Origin of the sequence: Mesorhizobium sp. 1B3 (assembly GCF_050958605.1) — a bacterium.
In the GTDB taxonomy this organism is placed as follows: domain Bacteria; phylum Pseudomonadota; class Alphaproteobacteria; order Rhizobiales; family Rhizobiaceae.
In genome coordinates this window covers 666,062-681,752 of record NZ_JBJHDO010000002.1, presented here as the reverse complement: position 1 = coordinate 681,752, position 15,691 = coordinate 666,062, and the positions used below count along the sequence as shown (strand labels likewise).

The window sequence follows — 15,691 nt, the reverse complement described above, 5'->3', positions numbered from 1 at the left end:
TCAGTGCGTCATGCCTCGAGTTCCATGACGGTGATCCAGGCTTGCCACTTCAGACCGGGAAGACCCAGCAACACATTGTCGACCTTCTCTCCGACGGTCCTGATGACGCGGCCCGCCGCCTTGCGGCGAAACGGTATCGAGGCAAGTGTGGAAAGCCCGAAGAAGCGGGGCTCGCATTTCGAAAAATGCCGTGCGATAAGATCGAAGTCGGACTTCACAAGGGGATGCTCATCGACCGTTCGCGACTGCGGTGTCCGATTTCGGTAGAGATTGATTGCCGGATTGTGGCCAAGAGGCTCGAAGAAGATCGCCTTGCCTCCGCCGCGGAGGACTCGCCTCACCTCCTTGAGGGCGACATCGAGGATCAAATGGTGCAGGATCCCGCTGCCGAAGACGAGGTCGAAGGAAGCGTCGGCAAGCTCCATCTTCTCGGCATTGTCGACCTTGAAGCTGACGTTCCGGATGGATCGGCGCTCGGCCTCGCTTTTGGCCTGGGCGATCGCGACATCGGATATATCGATGCCTGTGACGTGCTTCGCCGAGTGAGCCAGATCGATGCTTCGACCGCCGTTCGAGCAGCCATACTCCAGAACATCCCTGCCGACAGCCGCCTGCCGGACGAGCCTCCAATAGGCCGCCGCTGCCGCCTCCACGGCGAAATAGTAGGAATCTTCCGGGCGCTCTTCCGTCGCTCCGAACCGTTCGTTGTGAAAGTCGCGCTCACGCCCAATGCGGTCTTCGAATCGCTCCTGCGTCATGCGTTCCTCCTCCCTGGAACCTTTGCCCCTCCCCTTGACGTACGCTCATCATATCCGAACTGCGCATGGCGGTTGATCTTGCGCCGCAGCATGTCGCGCGCTAGGATTCTGCTGCAATGCAGCAATGGACACCGGAAAAATGCCCCGTGCAGCAAAGCAGAACCGACCCGTTCTTGTCATGGCGTTTCAATACGTGACTCCACCGGGTCATCTTTCCCGTATAGTGACGTCGCGTGGAAATTAAGGCCGTAGGCTTGGTGCATCGCGCCACGACGTCGACCAACTGAAGGGATTCCCTCGCCAATGAACATCACGATCTTCGGCATCGGTTATGTCGGTCTCGTCCAGGCGGCGGCGCTGGCGGATGTGGGACACGACGTCGTCTGCGTGGATGTCGATGCCGAGAAGGTGGAACGCCTGAAGCAAGGGATCATCCCGATCTACGAGCCGGGGCTGGAAGATCTCGTCAGCCAGAACTATGCCGCCGGGCGGCTGACCTTCACCAACGATCCCGCGCAAGCCGTGGCTCATGGCGACATCCAGATGATCGCGGTCGGCACGCCCCCGAACGAAGACGGATCGGCCGACCTCAAATACGTGCTGGCCGTGGCCGAGACTATCGCCGGCCACATGGACAAGCCCCTGGTGGTGGTCAGCAAGTCGACCGTGCCGGTCGGCACCTGCGACAAGATCAAAGCCCGGATCGGCAAGGTTCTCGCCGAACGCGGCCGCAAGGAACTGCAGTTCCACGTCGTCTCCAACCCCGAGTTCCTGAAGGAAGGCTCGGCGGTCGCCGACTGCATGAGGCCGGACCGCATCATCATCGGCACCGAAAGTGAACACGCCGAACAGGTCATGCGGGAGCTCTATGCGCCATTCAATCGCAACCATGAGAAGATCATCGTCATGGATGTGCGCAGCGCCGAACTCACCAAATACGCGGCCAACTGCATCCTCGCCACCAAGATCAGTTTCATGAACGAGATGGCGAACCTTGCCGAGCAGCTCGGCGCCGACATCGAGGAGGTTCGCCGGGGCATCGGCAGCGATCCGCGCATCGGCTATCATTTCATCTATCCCGGCCTGGGATATGGCGGCTCCTGCTTTCCCAAGGATGTCCGTGCCCTGATCCGGACGGCCGAGGAGATCGGCTTCGACCCGAAGGTGCTGAAGGCCGTCGAGCATCGCAACGAGGAGCAGAAGTCGGCGCTGTTCGAGAAGGTGACGAAGTTCTTCGGCCCCGATCTCACCGGCAAGACCTTCGCTCTTTGGGGCCTGGCCTTCAAGCCCAACACCGACGACATGCGCGAGGCCCCGTCGCGGACGCTCATGGAGGCCCTGTGGAAGGCAGGGGCCAGGATCCAGGCCTACGACCCGGAAGCGATGCAGGAATGCCAGCGCATCTATGGCCAGCGCGACGACCTGATGCTGTGCGGCACCAAGGAAAGTGCGCTCAGGGGCGCCGACGCGCTTCTGATCGCCACCGAATGGAAGAGCTTCCGGGCACCTCCCTTCGACTTGCTGAGAAGTTCCCTGGCCTCGGCCGTAATCTTCGACGGCCGAAACCTGTACGATCCCGCTGTCGTGACGCGTCATGGACTTCGTTACGAGAGCATCGGGCGCTCGATCGCCGAACCGGCCAAGGCAGCGCCCCGTCTGAAGAGCGTTGGCTAAGCGGGTTTGCGTGGCTTCGCCCACGCCTTCATCTGCTTGGCTTCCTCTTTTGCCGCAGGTTATGTCGGAAAACCGCTGGGCGCTTTTCCGAAACCTGCTTAGTTAGGAGATCTGCGTGAAGGTACTGTTCGCAGGCGGAAACGGCTATTATCCCGAATTCCATGGCGGCGTGCAGTCGAGCACGCACCACTTGGTGACTCAGCTACGCAACGATGGCCATGAGGCGACGGTGCTGGCGGCCCTCTTCGGCGACGGCGTCTTCGGAATGAAGGCACGCGTCAAGATGAAGCTCCTGGGCGACCCCGCAGTGATCGACACTTTTCCCGGCTATCCGGTCGTTCGCGCCTGGTTTCCCTGGGAGGCCGTACCGTTCGCCGTTTCCAAGCTTAGGCCCGACGTTGCGGTCGTGCAGTGCCACAAGTCCGTTCCGCTCGGCAAGGCACTGCAGAAGGCCGGTGTCCCGATCGTCATCTATCTCAGAAACGTCGAGTTCCACGAACTGGGCGGCGATCTCGGCGAATTGGGGCCGGCGCACTACATCGCCAATTCCGAATTCACTGCCAGGACCTACAAGAACCGCTTCGGCATCGACTCCACCATCATCCCCCCGACCATCGATCCCGCGCTCTACACGACGTCGAGCAGCCGCGAATGCGTCACCTTCATCAATCCCTACGAGGAAAAAGGATTCGAACTGGCACTCCAGATCGCGCAGCGCTGCCCCGAGATCCCCTTCCTCTTCCAGGAAAGCTGGAAGTTGTCGAAGGAGCATCGCGCCGAGATCGAAGCGGAGATAGCTGCATTCGGCAACATCACGCTCGAGAGCCGGACAACCGACATGAAGACGGTTTACGGCCGCACGCGGATCCTGCTTGCGCCCAGCAAATGGGAGGAAGCATGGGGACGGGTCGCATCGGAGGCCCATTGCAGCGGCATTCCCGTCCTGGGCTCGACGCGCGGCGGCCTGCCCGAGGCGATCGGCAAGGGAGGACTGACGCTCGACTACGATGCGCCGGCGGACGACTGGGCGCGCGAGTTGAAACGGATGTGGAGTGACGAGCCCTACTATGCGCGCCTCTCCGCCGACGCGCTACGCTTTTCGCAGCGGCCAGAAATGCTACCCGAAGGGCAGTTCTCGACTTTTCTCAAAGTGCTGAACAAGGCGTCCGAGCGCCCTCGGGCGCTGTTGGCCTCCTAGAGACCGTCTCGTCCAGGCACTAGAAACCCCAACGTCTTTGAGCAATGATGCGCATGTCAGCCTTTCCATTGGAAACTGACCGGCCCGGCACGTGCCGGCGACAGCAGCAACAGTTCGGCCCTCTGGATGCAATCGAGATGGACGTTAGACTGCTTCTTGCCAAAGCTCTTCGTAAAGCGGCGCAAAGACTGGACCCTCGGGACTTGCCGCCGCCGCGGGCCGCCAGCCTCAAGTCGAGGCATTGTCCGATCTGCGGGTATCAGGGTCCCTTCGCGCCGTGGGGAAAGCTCCCTCGACCGGACGCCATGTGCCCCGGTTGCTCCTCGCTGGAGCGGCACAGGCTGTTCAAGCTGGCCTTCGACCAGACCAGGCCGTTTTCGCCTGGAGGCTCGTTGCTGCATTTTGCACCGGAGACGGCGGTGGCCCGGTTCGTGCGGCCGCTCTGCTCCAACTATGTCACCACCGATTTCCTGCGCGACGATGTCGATCTCAAGCTGAACATCGAGGCTCTTGAACTACCTGATGGCAGCTTCGATGCGCTGATTTGCTCCCATGTCCTCGAGCATGTAGACGACAGGGCCGCTCTGGCGGAACTGTTCCGTATCCTCAAGCCCGGGGGCGTCGCGCTCCTCGCCGTGCCCATGGTCGAGGGATGGGATACCAGCTACGAGGATCCCCGCATAACAGATCAAGGCGACCGGCTCGTGCATTTCGGGCAGGAAGACCACGTCCGCCGCTACGGGCGGGACTTCCGGGACCGGGTCAGGCAGGCAGGCTTCCTGCTTACTGAATTCGTGCGCGATGGCGCCGATTCCGTCAGATATTCCATCATCCCCGGCGAGCGCGTCTTCATCGCCGCCAAGCCGCCGCAAGTCCACTGACCGGCGCGTGACATACACTCGAGTTCGAAAGGTTCCCGTTTTGGAAAGCAGGCGGCCACCCAAGACGTTTTGCCCGATCCATCGCCCGGTGCGATCGTCGTGAGGGTAGGCTTTGTCGTAGGCCGGTTTCCATCGCTTTCGGAAACCTTCATCATCAGCCAGATGTCCAGCCTGTTGAAACGCGGCTTCCAGGTCGATGTCGTCTGCAACGGCATAGCCGACGACGAGCATCTCGACCGGCAGCGCGAGCCGCTTGCGACGCTTCTGGCCAAGACGCGGGACTGGTGGGGACCGGCGGCCCGCCTGCGTCCCGTCATGTCGCATGTGCCAGCACCCTTCCGAGACAAGATATCGACCGCCTTCGATGCAGCCTTCGCTCGTCACCTCAACAACTGCGACGTGGTGGTCGCTCATTTCGGGCACAACGGTGCGCGCGCGGCCCGGTTGAAGAAGTGGAACGTGCTCAAGCCGCCCCTGGTCGCGATATTCCATGGCTACGACGTCGGCGTTCCCGCCCGCGAAGCCGATCTCTCACGTTACAAGGATCTCTTTGGTCGCGGCACCCTCTGCCTCACGGTCAACGACGTCTTCCGCCGCATGCTCATCGAAGCCGGCGCGCCGGAGGAAAATGTCGCCGTGCATCATATGGGCATCGATCCGGAGGCCATTCCCTATGGCTGGCGTTCTTGGCGCGACGGCCCGCTGGAACTGATCTCGGTCTGCCGTCTCACCGAGAAGAAGGGCGTCGAGTTCGCCTTGCGGGCGCTTGCCATCGTGGCGGCGTCCGACCCGCTTCTCGACTGGCGTTACACGGTCGTCGGGGATGGCCCGCTTAGGGCAAGCCTGGAGGCTCTTGCTAACAGCCTCGGCATCCAGGGACGGGTCGCGTTCCTCGGAGGCCGGCCACATGCCGAGGTCAAGGAGCGCTTGCGCCAGGCACATGCCTTCGTCCTCCCCAGCGTGTCCGCCGGCAATGGCGATGTCGAGGGAATTCCGGTGGCGCTGATGGAGGCCATGGCCGCGGGCCTGACGGTGGTCAGCACCTATCATTCCGGCATTCCGGAACTTATCCAGGACGGCAAGACCGGGTTCCTCGCACCCGAGCGGGATGCCCCGACCCTCGCGTCGAAACTGGGCTGGATCGCGCGCAATCCGGAAGGCTGCGAGCCTGTCGCACGAGCGGCGAGACGCAAGGTCGAAGCCGATTTCAACAACCACCGGCTGGACGAGGATTTCGCTGACGTCTTGGCGCGATTGGCCGACACAAGAGCCGCCGCATGAATGCCGCTCCTGGACAATTCGGACGCATCGCGCTCCGCGGCGGGCTTCTGACGGGCTTCTCCCAAGGCATCAAGATCGCGATCCAATTCCTGTCGGTCGTGATCCTGGCCCGGCTTTTGATGCCCGAGGATTTCGGTCTCGTCGCCTCGGTCGCACCTATTGTGGCCTTTGTCGGCCTCTTCCAGAATCTCGGCCTCCAACAGGCCGTCATCCAGCGCCGCGAGATCAGCCAGAGGCAGCTTAACCAGGTCTTCTGGGTCAGCGGGGCGGTGGGGCTCTGCTGCACGGCCATCGTTTCGGCCCTGGCTCCGGCTATCGCCCTCTTCTATGACGACGCGCGCATGACCGGCATCACGCTGGCCAGCGGCGCGCCGCTGTTCCTCTTCAGCTTCGCGGCACTGCCGCTTGCGCTGATGAATCGCCGTCTCCAATTCGGCCAACTCGCCCTGAACGATGTCATGGCGGCGCTTGCGGGCCTGATTGCCACCATCGCGGCGGCCTATGCGGGCATGGGCTATTGGTCGCTGGTGATCGGGCCGGCCGTCTCCGCGGTCGTCACGCTCGCAGCAGCCTGGCGCACGGCACGATGGACACCCGGCAAGCCGGAGCTGCGCATCGATCGGGAGATCCTTTCCTTCGGGGCAAATCTGACGGGGTTCAATCTCGTCAATTTCTTCGCGCGCAACCTCGACAACTTGCTGATCGCGAAATTCTCGGGCGCCACGCAACTGGGCTACTATGACCGCGCCTACAAGCTGATGTTGTTCCCCCTACAGAACATTACGCAGCCATTGAGCCGGCTGATGATTCCGATCCTCAGCCGCATCCAGGACGACAAGAAGCGGTTCCGCGACATCTACATGGAGACAAACTGGCTGCTCGCAGCCGTCACCGCCCCCGGCATCGCCGCTCTGACGATGACGGCTGGAGAAGTGATCGGAATCCTTTTCGGAGAACGCTGGCTGCCGGTGGCGGCCATCTTTGCCTGGCTTGGAATTGCGAGCCTCACCCAGCCGATATCGGCCACGACCGGCTGGATCTTTATTTGCCAGGGCCGGACCGGGACGATGTTTCGCTGGGGCGTCTATTCCTCGGTCACGACTGTCGCAGCCTTCGCGATCGGCATAGGCTGGGGTGCAGTGGGCGTCGCGGCTGCCTATGCGATCAGCGGCTACGTCCTGCGCATACCGGTGCTCGCGGCGCTGTTGCATCGCGTGGGTCCGGTCAGCGCCTGGGACTTTCTTGCGCCGCAGCTTCTCTTCGTCGCGTCGGCGCTGGCGGCCTGGGCCTGCTATCTTGCGCTGCCGCAATCATGGCTCGCCTGGAACATCGTTGCGATCGCGATTGCGCTGGTCCTCAACTATGGGATCGCACTCGTTCTCATGCTTTTGCTGCCGAACTCACGCCAGGCGCTTCTCGCGGCCTTAAACCGGATCAGCGCCGCGATCCACTGAGAAGCGCAACGCGCTGCACACTTTCGGGAGACATGCTTGGAGCATTTCGCAGCCGACCGGATTCGGTCGGCGTCGCGAGAATGCGGCAAAAAGAAAGACCTAAGGCGTGTTACCCGAATCCGATTGCCAGCGACACGCTTTAGGAATGTCGAGAGCGGAGCAGGTTAGTAATATGCCGCACCTTGGCGGCAAAGCTGTCCGCCTTGGCCGCCTTTCGACGATAAGCGTCCCTCGGCCTCGAGACCGTTTCGCGCTCGCCTCGCGCAACGAGTATCAATACGACCAGGAAATATCCGAGTTGAATAAGAACGGCGCAGATCAGGGTTTGCAAGAGCGTCGAGCCCAACGACCCGGTCATGGCGTATGTCGAAACGGCGAAGACCAAAAGGACGGAGACCATTCCGACCAGGAAACGCGGAAAAGACATTCAGGCCTGCCCTTTCGGACGCGGCTCGCGAGAAGCGGCGTAGATCGACACCCTTACCCTCCAATCTGCCTGTCAGGCCTCGTCCGGGGTGCGTTCACGATCAGTGCATCGGTCTCGCAACTTCTCACAAACGTAACAGGCAGCTAGATCAAAAGATATATTATGTGATCGACCAAAGCAAGCTTGGCCCGATTGGTCGCCTATCGGAAGCGCATGCCACCCGTTTGATCGACCGCCGATCACCCGAGTGGGCTAGACCCGGCGACGCTCGACTCTGGGTTTTCCCGGCAAGAACAACAGGTTGCGGAAGAAGCGCCCCCAGTGGATCAAACTTCGACAGCTGAACGAAAGATAATTTGATTCCTCGCCTGCTTAAAAAGGGAGCAGGGTAAAGTTTCGCGTAGACTGCAGCAAATCCACACTTCTTCCTGCTCAAAAATGCAACAATTCAGATAATGATTGTGCAGAGACTGATTATTTGCTGGACGGCTGTGATTGTAGCCTCTTCTGCAACGCAGAAGACCATATATTGCAACGCACAACTTTTCTGGTACCGTGCCGTCGATTTTCGATGGCCGTTGGGAGTAGCGTCATGAAGAATGCCGCGAAGTGGGCGGGGTCGGGCACACTGGAGTCTAGCGTCGAAGCAGCCCCGATCGGTGGTTTGGTAAAACGCGGATTCGACATTGTGGGGGCCTCGGCGGCTCTCATATTGCTCAGCCCCCTCCTTTTGTTGTTAAGCCTCCTCGTCAAGTTTTCGGATGGCGGGTCAGTCTTCTATGGGCACCGCCGCATTGGCCGCGGTGGACGGGTTTTCCACTGCCTGAAGTTCCGCACGATGGTCGAAAACGGCGACGAGGTGCTTGCCGCGCATCTTGCCGCCCATCCCGAATGCCGCGAGGAGTGGCGGGCCACGCGCAAGCTCAGGAGGGACCCACGAGTAACACGGGTGGGCCGCGTCCTGCGCAAGCTCAGCCTCGACGAACTGCCGCAGATCATCAATATCCTGCAAGGCGACATGAGCATCGTGGGACCACGTCCGGTCGTCAAGGACGAGCTCGACATCTACGGCTCGTGCGCGATCTTCTATCTCAAGTCCCGCCCCGGTCTGACCGGGCTCTGGCAAGTCAGCGGCCGCAATGACACCTCCTACGCAAATCGCGTCGCGCTCGATCGTCACTACGTGGAGAATTGGTCTTTCTCGACCGACCTCGTCATCATCATGAAGACGATCCCGGCCGTCTGCACATCGAGAGGCAGCTATTGACCCAGGCAGGCCCCGCAGATGCGCTTCGTCTTGCCCCGGTCTGGGGATCATCCCTCTCTCAGCACATGAAAGCAGCCAGCAGATGAACTCCCCACTTCTCGATACGGCCGGGAAGCGGCGCGCTCTGGCCGCCGCCACCCAGCTCCTGCTCGCCCTTGCCTCTCTCTTCTGGATGGCGGCAGCGGAAGCATCGGAGTACCGGCTGGGTCCCATGGACCGTTTGAGGATAAGGGTGGTCGAATGGCAGACCGCCGAAGGAACCTTCCGTGACTGGTCGGGCGTGAGCGGCGATTATACCGTCGGGCCGACAGGCGATCTGTCGTTGCCCTTCATCGGCGAAGCGCCGGCTGCAGGCAAAACCACGGCCGAGATCGCCACGATGATAGGAGAGCGCCTGCAGCAGAAATTCGGTCTGCTCGACCGTCCTGAAGCCTCTGTGGAAATCGCCGAGTTCCGCCCCTTCTTCGTTTCAGGCGACGTGCAGACACCCGGAAAGTATCCCTATGATCCGGGCCTCACAGTGCTGAAGGCGCTCAGCATCGCCGGCGGCGTCAAGCGTGCCGAAGGCGGGCAGCGTGCCGAGCGCGATTTCATCAATGCCCAGTCGAACCAGAAGGTCGTGATCGACGAAAGGAACCGTCTGCTAGCCAAGCGTGCTCGCCTTCAGGCGGAAGCAGCCGACAAGGATACGATCGAGACACCCGAAGAGTTGAAGGACCCGTCTCTGGCCAGCCTGGTCCAAGGCGAAGCGTCCTTGATGGCGGTCAGGAACCAGAGCCTGAAGCTGCAGCTCATGGCGCTGGCCGATCTGAAGAAGCTGCTGAGTAGCGAGATCGAGGCGCTGGAGAAGAAATCGGTCACCCAATCGCGGCAATTGGAGTTGTCGCGGAAGGAACTCGCAGATGTCGGCAATCTCCGCGAACAAGGCCTGGTGGTGAACACACGGGTATCTTCGCTCGAGCGCACCATTGCCGATCTGGAAAGCCGCATTCTCGACATCGGAACGAATTCGCTTCGGGCCAAGCAGGACATCACCAAGGCGACACAGGACGAGATCACTCTGCGCAACGACCGCGCAGCCGGGCTGGCACAGGAACTGCAGCAGGTCGAAGGCGATCTGGAAGCGGTCAATCTGAAGATCGCGCAGTACGGCAACCTGATGTCCGAAGCCATGTCGCTCTCACCCGCGGCCGCACTCAGTGCGAGCGACGTGCAACCGAGTTTCACGATCGTGCGAACCACCGGCGATAAGGCCGAAGAGATTGCTGCGGAAGAAACCACGCCGGTGCTTCCGGGCGACGTCGTCAAAGTGAAGGTGCTTCTGCCGGAAAGCCAATGATCACGACAAAGGCGACCGCACCCCGGCGATTGGCATCTCTACAGCAGCGGGCTCCATTTCGGAGCCGGTCCGCTGCTGTAGGGTCTTTGTTTTCGCAGCGTCCTTGCCGAAAACCGGCCTCCAGTTTTCGGCACGCTGCTCTAGCCGGCGGCACGGGCGAGTGGAGACATTCGCCGTGAAGCTTTCGAAGGCCATATTCATCGAGCCGGGAACGAACCACTGGTACGGCAGCGTCGCCGTATCGCTGTCGGTGTTCGTGTTCGCCTACTCCTTCATTTACGGCCAACCAAGCGTGCTGCTTTACTACGCCTTGTGGTTGCCATTGATCCTGATCGACTATCGGGCCGTGCTGGGAAATTACACACGGTATCTTTGGATCGTCGCCTTCGCCGTGTTCGCATGTCTTAGCGTATTCTGGTCCGACGCGCCGCGTGTCACTGCGCGCGCCGGAGTGCAATACGCCTCGCATATTGTGTGCGCGCTGATCGCCGCGCGTACGATAGACCTGAAGACGTTGCTTACGGGTCTGCTCGGAGGAACGTTCCTCGTCCTGCTCTTCTCCTTCGCATTCGGGGACTTCATCTATGACCCGCTCGACGGCAGCTACAGCTTTTCGGGAATGTTCAGCTCCAAGAACCAGCTCGGTTTCTTTGCTTCGCTCGCCGTCTATGCAGCTTTCGCCTATCTCTTCCTGCCGTCGACCCGGCGCGTGACGAAAGCGCTCGCCGTACTGGTTGGAATCTTCGGCCTCTATGGCCTTGTCATGTCCCAGTCGGCGACGGCAATAATCGCGCTGGCGGCAACGCTGCTCGCCGTCATAGCGTTGGGCTGCACGTTGTTCTTCCAGCCGGGGACCAGGAAGTCATTCGTCGCTTTTGGCCTCACGCTGGCGATCATCGTCGCGGTCGGGGCATATTCACTGGGCGTGGTCGACCTGATCCTCGCCTTCTTCGGTAAGGATTCGACCCTCACCGGACGCACCTATCTGTGGTCGGAGGGATGGTTGGCCGCCGAGGAATCACCGATCGTCGGGTTGGGTTACCAAGCCTATTGGGTGCAGGGCTTCTCGGAGGCCGAGCGCCTCTGGCACGAATTTTATATCACCGCCCGCAGCGGCTTCCATTTCCACAACACCTATATCGAGGCACTCGTGGAGCTCGGCTATATCGGCTGCGCGCTCATAATCCTTGTCCTGTTCGTGACCTCTCTCGGCGTGTTGAGGAGGGTCATCGCCAGCCCGGCGGGGCTCGGACCGCTTATCCTTACAGGGATCACGATGATGCTGGTGATACGGTCCTTCTTCGAGATCGACGTCATGCACCCCTACGCCATCGGCTCCTTCCTTCTTTATTACACCGCCGGGCGGGTAGCCGGCTGGCGGGCGATGGGCACACGCGCGGCACGTGCGGCACCCGACTGGAGGGCATATGCCGCCGACGGCAGAATCCACCCATGACGACAGGGCGGCCGACAGTCGATCCTGAGCGCCTGCCACAGGCCGGCCGTGCCACGCGCCGAGGAAGTCCGTTGCTTCCGCGGGGAGGCGCCGCCTCTCGATGATCCGATATCGTGCCGATATCGACGGGTTGCGGGCTCTCGCGGTCATCCCCGTCGTGCTTTTTCACGCCGGGATGTCGACCTTCAGCGGCGGCTTCATCGGCGTCGACGTATTCTTCGTCATCTCGGGTTATGTGATTGCCCTCAGCCTGTTGTCCGATATCCGCAACAACAAGTTTTCAATTCTGACTTTCTACGAACGGCGTGTCCGTCGCATCTTTCCTGCTCTGTTCGCGACATTGCTGGCCACGTATCTTTATGCCTGCCTGGTCTTTCTCCCGTCCCATCTGAAGGACCTTTCGGAGAGCTTGGTCGCGGCCACGCTGTTTGTCTCGAATATCTACTTCTGGAAGGACTCCGGGTACTTCGCAGCCGGTGCGATTTACCGACCCCTCCTCCATACCTGGTCTTTGTCGGTGGAGGAGCAGTTCTACATCTTCATGCCGATCGCGATTTATCTGATCGCAAGGTGGTTCAAGTCGCGGTGGCTGCTTGTCCTCCTGCCGGTGTTGTTGCTCAGCTTTGCACTGAGCGTCCTGGCGACCGAGACGGCACCGACTGCCAACTTCTACCTGCTGCCGACCCGGGCCTGGGAGCTGCTCATCGGCGCCATTCTTGCCCTCAGCCCTCCGCGTACGATCCGCAGCCGGGCTGCACGCGAAGTTGTGGCCGTGGCTGGCCTCGCCCTCATCCTCGCGCCGGTTTTCATCTTCGACGAAACGACACCGTTCCCGGGGCTGAGTGCGCTCTACCCCTGCCTCGGGACCGCGATCGTCATCTATTGCGGCATCCACGCGCGCACCTTCGTCGGGGACATGCTCTCCGTGAAGCCGCTGGTGGGAATAGGGCTGATCTCCTATTCGCTCTACCTCGTTCATTGGCCCCTGGTGGTTTTCGTCAGCTACCAGAACCTTGCGCGACCAACGGGGTGGCAGGTCGCGGGCATCGTGGCCGCCAGCCTCCTTCTCGCCGTCCTGTCCTGGCGCTATATCGAACAGCCTTTCCGGCAGCGGAGACCTTGGATCACGCGGCGCCGTCTCCTGACGGGAGGGATCGCCGCAATGGCTGCATTCGCCGCGTTCGGCACAGTCGGCGTGCGCGCCAAGGGCTTTCCCGCGCGGTTTCCGGATTTCACGCAGAAAGACATTGCCGGCCATAAGCAATGGCGCCCCGGCAAATGCTTCCTGCTTGGCGACCCGGACCACCGGCGCTGGAAACCCGAGGCCTGCACGCTGACGGCGGGTGGACCCCACAGGATGCTCCTGTGGGGCGACTCCTTCGCCGCGCAATACGTGCCCGGAATCATCGCAAACGCCGACAGGATCGATGCCACGGTGCTGCAATATACCGGCGCCGGGTGTCCGCCGATCCTGTCCTACAAATCATATGCCCGGCCGCGCTGCACCGACTTCAATGCCAACGCGCTGAACATCATCCGGCAGCAGCGCATCGATACCGTGGTGCTGGCTGCCCGCTGGACGGATCAGCAATCGAGGGGTTTGGCCGAACTCGAGAGCACCCTGCAGGCGCTGGCCGATCTCGACGTCGACGTCTATGTCATCGGGCAGTCACCGGAATTTTCCATGGACGTTCAGGTCATCGCCTATTGGAACGGTGGCAGGCTCGCCGACTCGACCGACAGCTGGGACGTATTCTTCGACCCGACCATCAATGCGCAACTCCATGATTATTCCGCCGGTTCGCGCTTCATCGATCCGCTCGCGAAAATCTGCGACGGCAAATCCTGCATTTATCGAGAGAAAGGCGTGTTTCTTTTTGAAGACTACGGACATTATTCCGTCGACGGCAGCGCCCGTGCCGTCAAAGCCTATTTCCCGCTGGTTCGCGAGGAGGAACTGGTCTCTGGTTCGACACCCAGCCCGCGCTAATTTCAAATTGGCGGGACAGACATGACCAAACTCTTCGGCATTCAATATCTTCGAGCTGTGGCCGCACTGGCGGTGGTCGTTTTTCATGCCGCCGAACGAAGCGGTCAGCACTTCGCCGTCGGTATGGCCGGCGTCGACATTTTTTTCGTCATCAGCGGCTTCGTCATGTGGGTCCTGGCCTCCACACGGCCGGTCTCCATGGGCGCCTTCTATCGCGACCGGCTCCTGCGCGTCGCCCCCCTCTACTGGATCGTCACCCTGATCATGGCCGTCGGCGCGCTAGCGGGCCTGTTTCCGAGAATCCAGTTGACCGCCGACCATGTCGCCGCCTCGCTCGCCTTCATCCCGCATCGCTCTCCGAGCAACGGTGAGATATGGCCGCTATTGGTCCAAGGCTGGACTCTCAATCTGGAGATGTTCTTCTATCTGATCTTCGGCCTCGTTCTGCTCCTGCCCCGCCAACGCAGGCTGCCTGCGCTGTCAACGGTTTTCGTCGGGCTCGTTCTCGCTGGCTGGTATTTTCGACCAGTGGATCCCATACCCGCGACCTTTACGCGCCCGATCATCCTCGAATTCCTTTGTGGCGCGATATTAGGCAAATTGTGGCTGGATGGCCGGTTGCTGGGCCGCGCCATGGGTACAGTCGCGATTGCTGTCGCTTGCGCGGGCTTCACGGCACTTGCGTTTTTCCCGAGACCCCTCGACGAACTCTTTTTCGGCCTGCTCGCGATTGCTCTCGTCGCGGGCGCGGTTTCAGTCGAAAAGAGCGGGCCGATCCGTCGCTGGCCCTGGCTCAGCTATCTCGGCGACGCTTCCTATTCGATATATCTCTGGCACACGCTGGCGATCTCAGTCGCCGCCAAGACCTCCGAAATCCTGTCGCTCGGGGCACTGCCAACTCTCGTGCTGGGCGTGACGGGGGGCACCGCGCTCGGAATCCTCTCCTACGAGCTTCTCGAGAAGCCGTTGCTCACATTAGTGAAATCGCGGCGGCGGGCCGGCGCGAAAGCCAGTATCAAGCCGCGATCCTCCGAAGCGGGATGAGAGGTTGTCGGCTCAGGTAGAGATCACATGTCCCTTCTTGCGCCAGATGCGAACGGCGCTGAGGCAGCCGCTGTAGAAGGCGCCCGTATCGATGTTGAGCCTGCGCCCCTCAGGCACGATCGTGGGCACAGGCGTATGGCCATGCACGATCCACTGCCTCAGGCCGTGCGGATGATGAAGGAAGTCCGACCTTATCCGCGTGAGGTCGTCGTCGGATTGCTCATCGAGGCTTAGCCCGGGCCGGATGCCGGCATGGACGAAGACGAAATGCGGTGTCTCCACCAGCACCGGCAAGTCATGCAGGAAATGCATATGCCCATCCGGGATGGATTTGCGGATGTGCTCATCCGCCTTTCGCGCCGAACCGAATGCCCTACCGAGATAGGCCGGATCCAGGCCGTAGGAGATCAATGTCGCGTCTCCACCGAGCGATGTCCATTCGCCCAGAGTGATGCGACCCTCGCAATAGTCCAGCATGGCGATCTCGTGATTGCCGGCGAGGCAGATTCGCTCGAAGCCCGGCGGAGGTGGCCTCAGGAGGTGATCGAGAACGCTGGACGACGCGGGCCCGCGGTCGACGTAATCGCCAAGCATGATGATCAGCTTGCGCCCGGAAAAGAACGCGGCGTCGGCCTCGATCTTGGCTTCGAGCGCCAGCAATTCCTCGTGGCAGCCATGAACGTCGCCAACCGCGTAGGCGAGCGTGTCCTCAAGATCCAGTGCGAGACGCGTTCGCCTGGTCTTGGTCGGCTCCGCCCACGGCCATCGGAAATTCATGCCGCCCAGCCTTCCCAATCCTGCATGCCGTCAAACTGCTGCAAGGCAGCCGGTCTGGCAAGAGCGTGGCGCCGTGGCAACGGGACGGGGCCCGGAACTTTTCGCGACAACCATCATTTCCCGTGCCTTCCCTCAATGCGGAGGC

13 protein-coding genes are annotated in these 15,691 nt (G+C 61.3%); 10 read left to right on the top strand and 3 right to left on the bottom strand.

The window, feature by feature from the left end:
• Positions 1-8: 8 nt before the first annotated feature.
• Positions 9-758, bottom strand: a complete 750-nt coding sequence (locus ACCO56_RS08285) for a class I SAM-dependent methyltransferase (RefSeq protein ID WP_433639464.1) — start codon at positions 756-758, stop codon at positions 9-11.
• A gap of 303 nt (positions 759-1,061) precedes the next feature.
• Here ACCO56_RS08285 and ACCO56_RS08280 point away from each other — a divergent pair, with 303 nt between their 5' ends.
• From ACCO56_RS08280 to ACCO56_RS08260, 5 genes are all read left to right on the top strand, one after another.
• Positions 1,062-2,432 carry a UDP-glucose dehydrogenase family protein gene (locus ACCO56_RS08280; protein WP_433639461.1) on the top strand — a complete coding sequence of 457 codons (1,371 nt, stop codon included), beginning with the start codon at positions 1,062-1,064 and terminating at the stop codon, positions 2,430-2,432.
• 115 nt (positions 2,433-2,547) lie between these two features.
• The gene (locus tag ACCO56_RS08275) at positions 2,548-3,630 is read left to right on the top strand and encodes a glycosyltransferase (protein WP_433639459.1); all 1,083 of its coding nucleotides are present in this window, start codon (positions 2,548-2,550) and stop codon (positions 3,628-3,630) included.
• Between the two features lie 392 nt (positions 3,631-4,022).
• Positions 4,023-4,511 (top strand): methyltransferase domain-containing protein, encoded by a 489-nt coding sequence (locus ACCO56_RS08270; RefSeq protein ID WP_433639457.1) that lies wholly within the window; start codon positions 4,023-4,025, stop codon positions 4,509-4,511.
• 99 nt (positions 4,512-4,610) lie between these two features.
• Positions 4,611-5,792 carry a glycosyltransferase gene (locus tag ACCO56_RS08265; protein WP_433639455.1) on the top strand — a complete coding sequence of 394 codons (1,182 nt, stop codon included), beginning with the start codon at positions 4,611-4,613 and terminating at the stop codon, positions 5,790-5,792.
• Positions 5,789-7,246, top strand: a complete 1,458-nt coding sequence (locus tag ACCO56_RS08260; protein WP_433639453.1) for a lipopolysaccharide biosynthesis protein — start codon at positions 5,789-5,791, stop codon at positions 7,244-7,246. The genes ACCO56_RS08265 and ACCO56_RS08260 overlap by 4 nt, the downstream gene beginning before the upstream one ends.
• Positions 7,247-7,385: 139 nt before the next feature.
• Here ACCO56_RS08260 and ACCO56_RS08255 read toward each other — a convergent pair whose 3' ends face one another.
• Positions 7,386-7,646, bottom strand: coding sequence for an exopolysaccharide production repressor protein (locus ACCO56_RS08255; RefSeq protein WP_433639840.1), 261 nt, complete (start codon positions 7,644-7,646; stop codon positions 7,386-7,388).
• A 619-nt stretch (positions 7,647-8,265) separates the two neighbouring features.
• Between ACCO56_RS08255 and ACCO56_RS08250 the strand changes: the two genes are divergently transcribed.
• The 5 genes from ACCO56_RS08250 (at position 8,266) to ACCO56_RS08230 (ending at position 14,769) form a co-directional block, all read left to right on the top strand.
• Positions 8,266-8,940, top strand: coding sequence for a sugar transferase (locus tag ACCO56_RS08250; RefSeq protein ID WP_433639451.1), 675 nt, complete (start codon positions 8,266-8,268; stop codon positions 8,938-8,940).
• Positions 8,941-9,022: 82 nt separating this feature from the next.
• A complete protein-coding gene (locus tag ACCO56_RS08245; protein ID WP_433639448.1) occupies positions 9,023-10,279 on the top strand; it encodes a polysaccharide biosynthesis/export family protein in 1,257 nt (418 codons plus the stop codon).
• A 175-nt stretch (positions 10,280-10,454) separates the two neighbouring features.
• Positions 10,455-11,735 carry an O-antigen ligase family protein gene (locus ACCO56_RS08240; RefSeq protein WP_433639446.1) on the top strand — a complete coding sequence of 427 codons (1,281 nt, stop codon included), beginning with the start codon at positions 10,455-10,457 and terminating at the stop codon, positions 11,733-11,735.
• A 100-nt stretch (positions 11,736-11,835) separates the two neighbouring features.
• A complete protein-coding gene (locus ACCO56_RS08235; protein ID WP_433639444.1) occupies positions 11,836-13,725 on the top strand; it encodes an acyltransferase family protein in 1,890 nt (629 codons plus the stop codon).
• Between the two features lie 21 nt (positions 13,726-13,746).
• Positions 13,747-14,769 (top strand): acyltransferase family protein, encoded by a 1,023-nt coding sequence (locus tag ACCO56_RS08230; RefSeq protein WP_433639442.1) that lies wholly within the window; start codon positions 13,747-13,749, stop codon positions 14,767-14,769.
• A 12-nt stretch (positions 14,770-14,781) separates the two neighbouring features.
• On the opposite strand, the gene ACCO56_RS08225 is transcribed toward ACCO56_RS08230, so the two are convergent.
• Complete coding sequence (locus ACCO56_RS08225) at positions 14,782-15,546, bottom strand: metallophosphoesterase family protein (protein ID WP_433639440.1); 765 nt, start codon at positions 15,544-15,546, stop codon at positions 14,782-14,784.
• Positions 15,547-15,691: the final 145 nt, after the last annotated feature.

What these genes read in the sequence shown, in the direction of transcription:
- ACCO56_RS08235 (WP_433639444.1), top strand. Translation starts at nt 11,836, where the DNA reads ATGATCCGATATCGTGCCGATATCGACGGGTTGCGGGCTCTCGCGGTC.
- ACCO56_RS08280 (WP_433639461.1), top strand. Translation starts at nt 1,062, where the DNA reads ATGAACATCACGATCTTCGGCATCGGTTATGTCGGTCTCGTCCAGGCG.
- ACCO56_RS08260 (WP_433639453.1), top strand. Translation starts at nt 5,789, where the DNA reads ATGAATGCCGCTCCTGGACAATTCGGACGCATCGCGCTCCGCGGCGGG.
- ACCO56_RS08225 (WP_433639440.1), bottom strand. Translation starts at nt 15,546, where the DNA reads ATGAATTTCCGATGGCCGTGGGCGGAGCCGACCAAGACCAGGCGAACG.
- ACCO56_RS08245 (WP_433639448.1), top strand. Translation starts at nt 9,023, where the DNA reads ATGAACTCCCCACTTCTCGATACGGCCGGGAAGCGGCGCGCTCTGGCC.
- ACCO56_RS08250 (WP_433639451.1), top strand. Translation starts at nt 8,266, where the DNA reads ATGAAGAATGCCGCGAAGTGGGCGGGGTCGGGCACACTGGAGTCTAGC.
- ACCO56_RS08285 (WP_433639464.1), bottom strand. Translation starts at nt 758, where the DNA reads ATGACGCAGGAGCGATTCGAAGACCGCATTGGGCGTGAGCGCGACTTT.
- ACCO56_RS08255 (WP_433639840.1), bottom strand. Translation starts at nt 7,646, where the DNA reads ATGGTCTCCGTCCTTTTGGTCTTCGCCGTTTCGACATACGCCATGACC.
- ACCO56_RS08230 (WP_433639442.1), top strand. Translation starts at nt 13,747, where the DNA reads ATGACCAAACTCTTCGGCATTCAATATCTTCGAGCTGTGGCCGCACTG.